Origin of the sequence: Sphingomonas sp. (assembly GCF_035555815.1) — a bacterium.
Lineage (GTDB): Bacteria > Pseudomonadota > Alphaproteobacteria > Sphingomonadales > Sphingomonadaceae > Sphingomonas.
This window is the reverse complement of the sequence record NZ_DATMGG010000071.1, coordinates 1-10988: the sequence shown is the minus strand read 5'-3', so window position 1 is coordinate 10988 and position 10988 is coordinate 1. Positions and strand designations below refer to the sequence as shown.

At 68.5% G+C, this 10988-nt stretch carries 10 protein-coding genes and 1 pseudogene; 3 read left to right on the top strand and 8 right to left on the bottom strand.

All coding sequences use genetic code 11. The features are described 5' to 3' along the window. Nucleotides 1–395, bottom strand: a pseudogene (locus VNR91_RS03960) (leucyl aminopeptidase family protein); the annotation flags it as partial. A gap of 93 nt (nucleotides 396–488) precedes the next feature. Here VNR91_RS03960 and VNR91_RS03955 point away from each other — a divergent pair. Continuing rightward, complete coding sequence (locus tag VNR91_RS03955; RefSeq protein WP_325489487.1) at nucleotides 489–812, top strand: hypothetical protein; 324 nt, start codon at nucleotides 489–491, stop codon at nucleotides 810–812. On the opposite strand, the gene VNR91_RS03950 is transcribed toward VNR91_RS03955, so the two are convergent. Then, nucleotides 796–2190, bottom strand: coding sequence for a serine hydrolase domain-containing protein (locus VNR91_RS03950; protein ID WP_325489486.1), 1395 nt, complete (start codon nucleotides 2188–2190; stop codon nucleotides 796–798). The two genes, VNR91_RS03955 and VNR91_RS03950, sit on opposite strands and share 17 nt — an antisense overlap. A 156-nt stretch (nucleotides 2191–2346) precedes the next feature. Here VNR91_RS03950 and VNR91_RS03945 point away from each other — a divergent pair, with 156 nt between their 5' ends. Continuing rightward, nucleotides 2347–4725, top strand: coding sequence for a membrane-bound PQQ-dependent dehydrogenase, glucose/quinate/shikimate family (locus VNR91_RS03945; RefSeq protein WP_325489485.1), 2379 nt, complete (start codon nucleotides 2347–2349; stop codon nucleotides 4723–4725). A gap of 10 nt (nucleotides 4726–4735) precedes the next feature. Here VNR91_RS03945 and VNR91_RS03940 read toward each other — a convergent pair whose 3' ends face one another. The 6 genes from VNR91_RS03940 to serS form a co-directional block, all read right to left on the bottom strand. Next, nucleotides 4736–5677 (bottom strand): hypothetical protein, encoded by a 942-nt coding sequence (locus VNR91_RS03940; RefSeq protein ID WP_325489484.1) that lies wholly within the window; start codon nucleotides 5675–5677, stop codon nucleotides 4736–4738. 30 nt (nucleotides 5678–5707) lie between these two features. Further along, nucleotides 5708–7054 carry a 30S ribosomal protein S12 methylthiotransferase RimO gene (rimO, locus tag VNR91_RS03935; RefSeq protein WP_325489483.1) on the bottom strand — a complete coding sequence of 449 codons (1347 nt, stop codon included), beginning with the start codon at nucleotides 7052–7054 and terminating at the stop codon, nucleotides 5708–5710. Between the two features lie 36 nt (nucleotides 7055–7090). Then, a complete protein-coding gene (locus tag VNR91_RS03930) occupies nucleotides 7091–7435 on the bottom strand; it encodes a DMT family protein (RefSeq protein ID WP_325489482.1) in 345 nt (114 codons plus the stop codon). Continuing rightward, nucleotides 7432–8400: a peptidoglycan DD-metalloendopeptidase family protein gene (locus VNR91_RS03925; RefSeq protein ID WP_414712372.1), complete on the bottom strand. Its 969-nt coding sequence runs from the start codon at nucleotides 8398–8400 to the stop codon at nucleotides 7432–7434. Before VNR91_RS03925 ends, VNR91_RS03930 begins: the two co-directional genes overlap by 4 nt. Nucleotides 8401–8480: 80 nt before the next feature. Then, complete coding sequence (gene surE, locus VNR91_RS03920; protein WP_325489481.1) at nucleotides 8481–9242, bottom strand: 5'/3'-nucleotidase SurE; 762 nt, start codon at nucleotides 9240–9242, stop codon at nucleotides 8481–8483. Beyond that, on the bottom strand, nucleotides 9242–10522 hold the full coding sequence (gene serS / locus VNR91_RS03915) for a serine--tRNA ligase (protein WP_325489480.1): 1281 nt from the start codon (nucleotides 10520–10522) through the stop codon (nucleotides 9242–9244). Before serS ends, surE begins: the two co-directional genes overlap by 1 nt. An 89-nt stretch (nucleotides 10523–10611) precedes the next feature. Here serS and VNR91_RS03910 point away from each other — a divergent pair. Further along, nucleotides 10612–10988 (top strand): host attachment family protein (locus VNR91_RS03910; protein ID WP_325489479.1); only part of this gene is annotated, 377 nt, incomplete at its 3' end.

Genomic DNA, 10988 nt, shown 5'->3' with positions numbered 1-10988 from the left:
GCGGGATCGTTGGTGAGCAGCACGCGCGGGCCGGCCACGCCCTCGTCCTTGCGGTAGCGGTCGAAGCGGTGCTGCGCGAGCATCCAGCCGAGCCCGGCCGAGCCGACATCGCCGCTGGCGAGGCGATAGCTTCCCTCGGGCAATTGTTCGCCCAGCGATGCGATCCGCCACGGTGATTCGAGCGCCTCGTTGCACACCAGCAGCATCAACCAGTCGTCCACGCCCTCGCCGGGCAGCACGGCGCGATTGCCGGGCTTGCCGGTCAGGCGGTGCGCCGCGACGGTCGCGCGGATACGCGGCGGTTGGGTGGCGAGCCAGTCGGCCCAGTGATCGGGATGGACGACGATGATGGAGCGCGCGGTCTGGCCGCGATCGGGCTGAAGCAGGGCAGTCATCCGGCGAACTTAGTATCGTGGGAAGGAAACGCCATGATGTTCGTGCGCGAAGCCCCTACGCAACGCGGGACGAATGGACGTAGGGGGGGCGGGATGACTCGCCTGCAGATCGCCTGGATCGCATTGACTGCCATCGCCGTCGCCACTTCGCTGTTCGGCGCGGCGGCGGTGCTGCGGGAGGTGCGCGGCTGGTGGCGGTGGCCGCTGGCGTTGCTCGCGTTGGTATCGGTCGGGGCGTTCGCGCTCGATTGGGCGACGGGCGAATGGCGGTTCGCGCCGCTGGTGACGCTGTTCCTGGCGGTGACCGTCGAGCATCGTCCGCCCAACGGCGCGCTGGTGGCGGTGATCGGGCTGCCGGTGTTCGCGGTGATCGCGCTGCTGTGGCGCGCGATCGCCGGGCCTAGGAACCCGGACTGATCAGATATTGCTCGAACCGGCCATTGTCGCCCGGTTCGGCAAAGGTCGACAGCCGCAGCACGCGATCGGGATAGGCGATGCGATAGCCGCGGATCACATAGCCACCGCGCAGCACCGGCCCGCCGGTCGGGGTGAAGGTGACGGGATCACCCAGCGGGCCGAGGCTGGCTTTGTAGTCGGCCTGCGCGGTCGCATCGAAATAGTAATTGGCGTCCTCGGTCAGCTGCGACCGGTCGAGCGTGCCGGCGCGCAACTGGTCGAACAGCTTGCGCGCCCTGGCGGCATAGGCGGCCTCGATCCCGGCGGCTTCGGGCGGGGGCATCACCGTGCGGACGATGCCGCGCGCGATGGTGCCGGTGGCGTTGCCGAACCAGCTGTTGGTCAGCACCACCACCGCGGCCTTCTGATCGGGGAAAACGATGTTTTCCGACAGGAATCCCACAGCCTCGCCGCTGTGCTCGATCATCCTGCGGCCGTCGGGCGTGCCGATGGTGACGCCCAGACCATAGTTGGTGTCCTTGCCGTCGTTGAGCTTGATGCTGGTTTCCTGCGCCGCCCAGTCGTCGGCGGGAAGCAGCGTGCGGTTGATCCGCGCGATGTCCCATTTGGCGAGGTCGGTCGCGGTCATCGACAATTCGCCCGCCGCATAGAGCCAGCCCGGCGCGGCCGGAGTCTCGACACGCACTGGCCCCAGCGCGAACCTTTTGTAGCCCTGCGGGAATTTCGGCCCGATCGCCTTGTCCTGGTCGATCACGCTGGTCATGCCGAGCGGCTGGAAGATCCGCTTGCGCAGGAAATCGAGCAGCGGCTCGCCCGACACCTTCTCCACGATCAGGCCGGCGACGACATAGCCGGTATTCGAATATTGCCACTGGTCGCCCGGCTGGAAATCGAGCGGCTGCTTCGCCCAGCGATCGACGATGCCCTGCGGCGTGGTCGGCTTCGCCATGTTGGCGGGACTGTAGTCGTGCGGCCAGTAATCGCGCAGGCCCGAGGTGTGGCTGAGCAGCTGGCGCAGCGTGATCCGGTCGCCGCCGCTGATGCCGGGCAGGTATTTCGACACCGTGTCGTCGAGGCTCAGCTTGCCCTCATCCTCCAGCAGCAGCAGCGCGGCGGCGGTGAACTGCTTTGAGATCGACGCGATCTGGTAGGGCAGGTCGGGGGTCGCCTTCGTGATCGTCTCCGACGCCTTGCCATAGGCCTTGGCGTAGACGATCCGCCCGTCACGCACGATCGCGATCGATGCCGATGGCACCCCGGTGGCGGCCAGCGCATCGGCGACGGTCTTGTCGACCTGGCTGGCTTCGGCGGGGGACAGGTCCTGGGCGGCGGCGGGCGCCGCGACCAGCAGGGCGGAGGCAAGGAGGAGTGCGCGCATGACGCTAACAAAGCAGGTGCGGCGGGATGACGCAATCGTCCGGTGGAACGACTGGCCGATTGGTGAGTTGGGGGCGATGGAGCGAGCCTGACGGCAGGCCAGGGACCTGTCCGATTCCTTCGCCCGACCGGTACAACCGAGCGGGAGCCATAATCGATGCCATCACACCGCAGCTGGGTCGCGACGATCGTCGGCCTGATCGTCGCCCTGATCGGACTGGTGCTCGCGGTGGGTGGCGGATGGCTCGCGGCGCTGGGCGGGTCGCTCTATTATCTGTTGACGGGCGTTCTTATGATCGCTTCGGGCGTGCTGATGATTCGCGGGCGGATCGCCGGCGCGTGGCTGTACGTCGCGATCGTCGCGGTCACCATCCTGTGGGCGTTCGTGGAGGTCGGCGCCAACGCATGGGGGCTGGTGCCGCGCATCGTTGCGCCGCTGGTGCTGCTGCTGTTCGTCATCCTGGCGATGCCGACGCTGATCGCGCCGCCGCGCCGCTGGGGCACCGCGCTGGGATCGATCGCGGTGGTGGTGATCGCGACCGGCGTGCTGTTCGCCGTGATCGGGCGCGACCGCAACATCGCGCTGCCGCTCCCCGGTGCCGGGACGATGATGGCCGATCCGTCGGGCCAGACGGTGGGTGCCGATTGGCCGGCCTATGGCGGCACCTATGCCGCGCGGCGCTATTCGCCGCTGACCCAGATCAACGCCTCCAACGTCGGCAAGCTGGAACAGGTGTGGGAAACGCACACCGGCGGCACACCGACCGACCCGGCCTATGCCAAGCTCTACGGCACCGAGAACACGCCGGTGAAGGTCGGCAACCTGCTCTACACCTGCACGGCGAAGAACGTGATCGTCGCGCTCGATCCGGCCACCGGAAAGCAGGCGTGGCGGTTCGATCCGCAGGTGCCCGACGAATGGATTCCCTACACCACGGCCTGTCGCGGCGTCGATTATTACGCGGTGCCGGGCGCGCAGCCGGGCAGCGAATGCGCGGCGCGGGTGATCATGGGCACGCTCGATTCGCGGCTGATCGCGGTCGATGCGCTGACCGGGCGGCCGTGCAGCGGGTTCGGCGTCAACGGCCAGACCGATACCAAGATCGGCATGGGAGAGGTCTATCCGGGCCTCGCCTCGATCAACTCGGCGCCGACGATCGTTCGCGGGGTGGTGGTGGTCGGCCACCAGATTCTCGACGGCCAGACCCGGCTGGCGCCGTCCGGCGTGGTCCAGGGGTTCGACGCGGTGACCGGCAAGCTGCGCTGGGCGTGGGACATGATGCACCCCGAATGGACCGGCTACCCCCCGGCCGGCCAGACCTGGGCGCGCGGCACCCCCAATGTATGGACCAGCACCAGCGGCGACGAACAGCTGGGTCTCGTCTACCTGCCCATGGGCAACGCCGCGGTCGACTATTGGTCGAGCAAGCGCACGCCGCAGGAAAACGCCTTTGCCACCTCGCTGGTCGCGCTCGACGTCACCACCGGCAAGCCGCGCTGGCGGTTCCAGGCGGTGAAGAACGACGTGTGGGACTATGATTTCGGCAGCCAGGCGACGCTGATCGACTATCAGGGCACGCCGGCGATCGTCGTCCCGTCGAAGCAGGGCGACCTCTATGTCCTCGACCGCGCGACGGGCCGCGCGCTGACCCCGCTGGCGCAGATGACGGTGCCCGGCGGCGGCGTCGAGCCGGAGCAGCGCGCGCCGACCCAGATCTTCTCGAAATGGCATACGCTGCGCAAGGAACCGCTGACCGAGCGCGACATGTGGGGCATGTCGCCGATCGACCAGATGATCTGCCGTATCCAGTATCGCCGCGCCGACTATCGCGGTTTCTTCACCCCGCCCCGGGCCGACAAATACACCGTCGAATATCCCGGCTATAACGGCGGCAGCGACTGGGGCGGCGTGTCGGTCGATCCGGTGCGCGGGGTGATGATCGCCAATTACAACGACATGCCCAATTATGTCCGGCTGGTGCCGCGCGCCCAGGCCGACAAGCTGGGCATCGTCCCGCGCTATGCGATGAAGGACAAGAAGCAGCTCTCCAACGCGCACTCGATCGATCCGCAGTGGGATTCGCCCTATGCGATCAAGGTCAACGCCGGCTGGCGGATGCCGTGGACGGGGATGCTGTGCAAGCAGCCGCCCTATGGCGGGATCCGGGCGATCGACATCGCCACGGGCAAGCTGCTGTGGGATCGCCCGTTCGGCACCGCGCGCAATAACGGACCGTTCGGCATTCCCAGCGGCCTGCCGTTCGACATCGGCACGCCCAACAACGGCGGATCGGTGGTGACGGCGGGGGGGCTGGTGTTCATCGCGGCGGCGACCGACGACCTGATCCGCGCGATCGACATAGCCACCGGCAAGACGCTGTGGAGCGCGCCGTTGCCGGCGGGCGGACAAGCGACGCCGATCGTCTATGAACAGAACGGCCGGCAATATCTGGTGATCTTCGCCGGCGGCCATCACTTCATGGAGACCAAGGCCGGCGACAGCGTCGTCGCCTATGCCCTGCCGCATGGGGCGTGAAGACGGGGCGCTAGCGGAACTGGACGACGGGCGGCGCGGTGGGACGCGCCGCCGGGGCGGCACACATCGCCATCGCGCGGTCGACGATCCAGCTCAGACGGTCGCGCGCCTTGGCCAGCTCCGCCGGGTCCAGCCCCAGATCCTGCGTCTCGAAGTTGAGATAGGCGAGGCGATGCAGCACCGCGTAGTTGGACAGCGACCCGTCGCTGTTCATCACCCGTTCGCGCACCACGTTCCAGTCGGCGGCGACCATCGCGTCGTGGCAGAAGGCGGCGCTCTGCGGCTGGGTGGCAAGATGGGTGGCAAAGGCGACGGTGTCGTCGTCGTCGAACGGATAGGCCTGGCCCTGTGACGCGCTGGGGGACAGCGTGGCGTCGCAATAGCGGATCGAGATGACGCCGCTGCCCGATGTGTCGCCCAGCGGCGGGCAGGTCGACTCGCGCGGGTCATAGCCCCGGGAATTGGTGTGCAGCGCGATGATCGGCCACGCCCCCTTCGCCACCGCCGCCAACACCTGCGACGGATAGAGCGGCAGGCCGTCATGGAAATTGCGGTTGGGATCGATCGGCCGGCCGAATGCGACCGCGCGGTTGAGCCGTTCCCCATCGTGCCCCGGCGCGACCCCGGCATCGACCGCGATCAGCGTGCCGCCATATTTGCGCAGCGCGACCAGCGCCGCCTCGAACCCGGCGTTCTCGTTGTCGTGCGGCACGAACCACAGCGGCCCGTCGGGCCGCGTCGGATCGACGATGCGCCACAGGCGCCATTGCGCGCGTTCCTCGGCGAAGGTGACCCGGCTGACCTTCAGGCCGCGCCATTCGGCGGGGTCACGGTGCCGGGCGAAGTCGTCGTCCTGCACCGTCAGCGGATCGACCGCGACGATCGATATGTCGGCGGGCTTGGCACCGATCAGCGCGGTGAAGGCCAGGGGAAGCAGGGCACGGCGTCGCATTCGCCCTGCCTAATGCCAATCCGATACCAATCAACCCCCGGCCGGCACGCCAAACAGGTCGTGCTCGTCGGCGTCCTCGATGCTGACCGGTACGATGTCGCCGACCGAGAGGTGCCCGGCGTCGCGCAGGAACACCTCGCCATCGATCTCCGGCGCGTCGGCCTGTGAGCGGCCAGTGGCGCCGCCGTCGTCATCGACCGCGTCGATGATCACGGGCAGCGTGCGGCCGATCTTGCCCTGGAGCTTCGCGGCGGAGATCGCGGCGGTCTTGGCCATGATCCGCGCATAGCGTTCTTCCTTGACCTCCTCCGGCACCGGATCGGGGAGGGCGTTGGCCGTGGCACCCTCGACCGGCTCGAACCGGAAGGCGCCGACACGGTCGAGCTGCGCCTCATCCAGCCAGTCGAGCAGATACTGGAAATCCGACTCGGTCTCTCCCGGAAAGCCGACGACGAAGGTCGATCTGATCGCGATGTCGGGTGCGATCTCCCGCCACTTGCGGATGCGTTCGAGCACCTTGGCGTTGTTCGCGGGCCGCTTCATCGCGCGCAGCACATTTTCGCTGGCGTGCTGGAACGGGATGTCGAGGTACGGAAGGACCAGCCCCTCCGCCATCAACGGAATGACATGATCGACGTGCGGGTAGGGGTAGACATAGTGGAGCCGCACCCACGGCGCGATCCGGCCCAGTTCGCGCGCCAGATCGGTCATATGCGCGCGGACCTCTGTGCCCTTCCACGGCCGCGGCTGATGGCGGATGTCGACGCCATAGGCCGAGGTATCCTGGCTGATGACCAGCAGTTCCCTGGTCCCCGCCGCGACCAGCTTCTCCGCCTCGCGCAGGATCGCATCCGGCCGGCGGGAAACCAGGTCGCCGCGCAGGCTGGGGATGATGCAAAAGGCGCAGCGGTGGTTGCAGCCCTCTGAAATCTTCAGATAGCTGTAGTGCCGCGGGGTCAGCTTCAGCCCGGCCTCATCGTCCCTTGCGGGCACCAGATCGAGATAGGGCGAGGGCACGGCGGGCGCTGCTTCGTGGACGGCGCCGACCACCTGTTCGTATTCGTGCGCGCCGGTGATCGCCAACACGTTGGGAAAGCGATCGCGGATCGTTTCCGCTTCCTTGCCCATGCATCCGGTGACGATGACGCGGCCGTTCTCCGCGATCGCTTCGCCGATCGCTTCCAGCGACTCTTCCTTGGCGCTGTCGAGAAAGCCGCAGGTGTTGACCAGCACGACGTCGGCCCCGGCATAGTCGGGCGACATCGCATAGCCGTCGGCGCGCAATCTGGTCAGGATCCGCTCGCTGTCGACCAGGTTCTTGGGACAGCCGAGCGACACCATGCCCACGCGGGGCGGTCGGGGGAGTTGGGTTGCCATCGGTGCGCGCGCACATAAGCCCTTGTGCGCAAAAAGCTAGAGCGGCCCCTTGAACACGAACCAGGCCCCCAGCGCGATCAGCGCGAAGCCGACGGCGTGGTTGAGGGTGAATCGCTCCCCCAGCCACAGGACCGAGAAACCGGCGAACACCGTGAGCGTGATGACTTCCTGCATCGCCTTGAGCTGGGCGGTGGAATAGACCGCGCTGCCGATGCGGTTGGCGGGGACGGCCAGGCAATATTCGAAAAAGGCGATGCCCCAGCTCGCCAGAATGACGATCGCCAGCGGCTGCGCCTTGAAACGCAGATGCCCGTACCAGGCAAAGGTCATGAAGATGTTCGACGCCAACAGCATCGCGATCGGCGCGATCCGGTCGATCATGAGGCGGGCAGTCGGCTGAGCGGATCGACCGGGGTGCGGCCCTGGCGAATCTCGAAGTGCACTTCGGGCCGGTCGGCGAAGCCGGTGCTGCCCGACAGCGCGATCGATTGCCCCCGTTTCACCGATTGTCCGCGCTGCACCAGCAGCTGGCTGGCATGGCCGTAGACGGTGGTGACGTCGCTGCCGTGCTTGACGATCACCAGCCCGCCCAGCGCCGGCACCTCGCTGCCGACATAGGCGACCACCCCGTCGGCGGCGGCGCGGATCGGCGTGCCCAGCGGGACGCCGATCTTGATCCCGTCGTTGCGCTCGCCGCTGGCGCCGGGGCCGAAACGGCGGATCAGCGTCCCCCTGACCGGCCAGGCGAACCCGCCGCCGGTCAATGCGCGCGGTGGGGCGACCGCGGCGGTCGCGGGGAGGGCGCGCGCGGAGGTAGCGATCGGCGGCGTCGGTTTCTGGTTGGCGGCGAGCGCCGGTTCCCCCCCGGTGACGATAGCGTCGATGTCGAGGCGAAAGGCGGCGGCGCGCTCGGCGGCGGTCGGCGTGGCGCCGCCGGGGATCAGGATGCGCTGGCCGACGCGCAGGATGTACGGCTCGCTCAACTGGTTGGCCCCGACCATGCCCGACCACGGCACGCCATAGGCACGGGCGATGGCGATGCCGGTCTCTCCGGCGCGTACGAGATGGTAGCGCCCGCCGGGAATCGTCAGTCGCTGGCCGGGCCGGACCAGATAGGGCGGTGCAAGGTGGTTGGCGCGGGCGATCGCTTCCGATCCGGCCCCGGTGCTGTCGGCGATGCTGCGCAGCGAATCACCCGCACGGACGACATAGCTGCCCGGTGTGACGATGCGCGCGTCGGCGACGACCGGACGCACCTGCCACGCCGGCGGCGGCGCGGGAAGCTGGGTCACGGTCTCCGCTTCCATCCGCGCGGGCGGGGCGGGGCGATCGGGCGACCGCTCCACCGACGCGGGAATGCACCCGGCCAGGATCCCGGCAAGCGCGCCGATTCCCCAATATCTCCCCCCGTACCGCATCGTCCCCCCTAACGATAAGCGCCGTTAACCATAGAGAGCGACTCACGGTGGGTCAGGTCAAGGTGTAAAGGCGTCACCGCGATCATTCCGTCGGCGATCGCTTCAAGATCGGTGGAATGTTGCGGGGTGCCGATCGGCGGCCCCAGTCCGAACCAGTAATAGTCCAGCCCGCGCGGATCGCGGTTGGCGACGATCTGCAAGCGGCCGTAATCGCGCAGGCCCTGTTGGGTGACGCGGATGCCCTGCACGGCATCGGCGGCGAGCGGCGGGAAGTTGATGTTGATCAGCGTGCGCGGCGCCCAATCGAGCGTCAGCAGCGGCCCGATCGCGCGCTCGCCCCAGGCGCGCGCCGCGTCGAACGTGCCAAAGCCCTCCGCCGACCGGTCGATCGTCTGGCTGAGTGCGATCGCGCGCACCCCGGCCAGCGCGCCCTCCATCGCCGCCGACACCGTGCCCGAATAGGTGACGTCCTCCGCCAGATTGGCGCCGCGATTGACGCCGGACAGGATCAGGTCGGGCGGGCTGTCCTTCATGATCTTGGCCAGCGCCATCATCACCGTATCGGTCGGTGTGCCGGTGACGGAATAGCGTTTGTCGGCGTGGCGGCGGATGCGCAGCGGTCGGGTGAGCGTCAGCGAATGGCCGGCGCCCGACTGTTCCTCGCTCGGCGCGACCACCCACACATCGTCGGAGAATCGCGCGGCGATCTCCTCCAGCACCGCCAGCCCGCGCGCGTCATAGCCGTCGTCGTTGGTGCACAGGATGCGCATCAGGCGACGGGTTCCAGCCGGTTGAGGCCGCGCAGATAGGGCTGGAGCGCCTCGGGCACCGCGACCGATCCGTCGGCCTGCTGGTAATTCTCCACCACCGCGACCAGCGCGCGGCCGACGGCCAGCCCCGATCCGTTGAGCGTGTGGACGAAGCGCGTGCCCTTCTCCCCCGCGGGGCGGCAGCGCGCGTTCATGCGCCGCGCCTGGAAATCGGTGCAGGTCGATACGCTGGAGATTTCGCGGTAGCGCGCCTGCCCCGGCAGCCACACTTCGAGATCATAGGTACGCGCGGCGGAGAAGCCCATGTCGCCGGTGCACAGCTTCATCCGGCGGAACGGCAGGCCCAGCCGGGTCAGGATATCCTCGGCGGCGGCGGTCATCCGCTCGTGCTCGGCCTCGGACTGCTCGGGGGTGGTGATCGCCACCATCTCCGCCTTCTCGAACTGGTGCTGGCGGATGAATCCGCGCGTGTCGCGCCCCGCCGCGCCGGCCTCGGAGCGGAAGCAGGGGGTTAGCGCGGTGAAGCGCAGCGGCAGCGACTCCTCGGGCAGGATCTGCTCGCGGACGATGTTGGTCAGGCTGACTTCCGCGGTCGGGATCAGCCAGCGTCCGTCGGTGGTGCGGAACAGGTCATCGGCGAACTTGGGCAACTGGCCGGTGCCGAACATCACCTCGTCGCGCACCAGCAGCGGCGGGACGACCTCCTCGAAGCCGTGGTCGCGCGCCAGCGTGTCGAGCATGAACTGGCCGAGCGCACGGTGCAGCCGCGCCGCCGATCCGCGCAGCAGCGTGAACCGCGCACCGGCCAGCGCCACGCCGGTCTCGAAATCCAGCCCAAGCGCCGGGCCGATCGCGTCATGCTCGCGCGCTTCGAAGGCGAAGGTCGGCGGGGTACCGACCGTCTTTTCCAGCGCGTTGTCGTCCTCGTCGCTGCCCTGCGGCACGTCGGCGAGCGGCAGGTTGGGGATCGAGGCGAGGCGGGTGGTGAGATCGTCGCCGACCGCCGCTTCCTCCGCTTCCAGCGCGGGCATCCGTTCCTTGAGCGCGGCGACCTCGGCCATCAGCGCGGCGGCGGTGGCCTCGTCCTTCTGCGCCTTGGCCGCGCCGATCGCCTTCGATGCCTCGTTGCGGCGTGCCTGCCCGGTCTGGACTTCGGTGATGAGCGCGCGGCGGCGTTCGTCGAGCGCGGCCAGTGCGGCGGCTTGCGGCTCCAGGCCGCGGCGGGCGAGCCCGGCGTCGAATGCGGCGGGATCGTCGCGGATCAGGCGGATATCATGCATCGCCGGGCTATGGCTGTGGGCGCGGGACCGCGCAACCCCGCCGCTCCCGCCGCGTTGGTTCAACGTCGATCGCAAGCAAGGAGAGCATCATGAAGGTTCCGCACGACGCCGTCGTCCTGGTCGCCGATGGGCGCAAGGCGCTTATGTTGAGGAACGAGGGCGACGCCGCCGCCGTCAGTCTACAGGTCGAGCACCACGAGGAGCGGGCCAACCCCGCCGACCGCGACCAGGCGAGCGATCTCGCGGGGCGTTCGGCGTCGGTCCGCACGGCGGGCGCGAACTGGGCGGCCGGCGGCAATGTCGAGAACACCGATTTCCACCAGCAGGGCGAGGATCGCTTCGCCGCCGAGACCGCCGCGATGCTGAACGAGCGCGCGCTTCGTCAGGATTTCGAATCGCTGATCATCATCGCCGCGCCGCGAACGCTGGGCGAGCTTCGCAAACATTATCACAGCGAAGTCAGCAG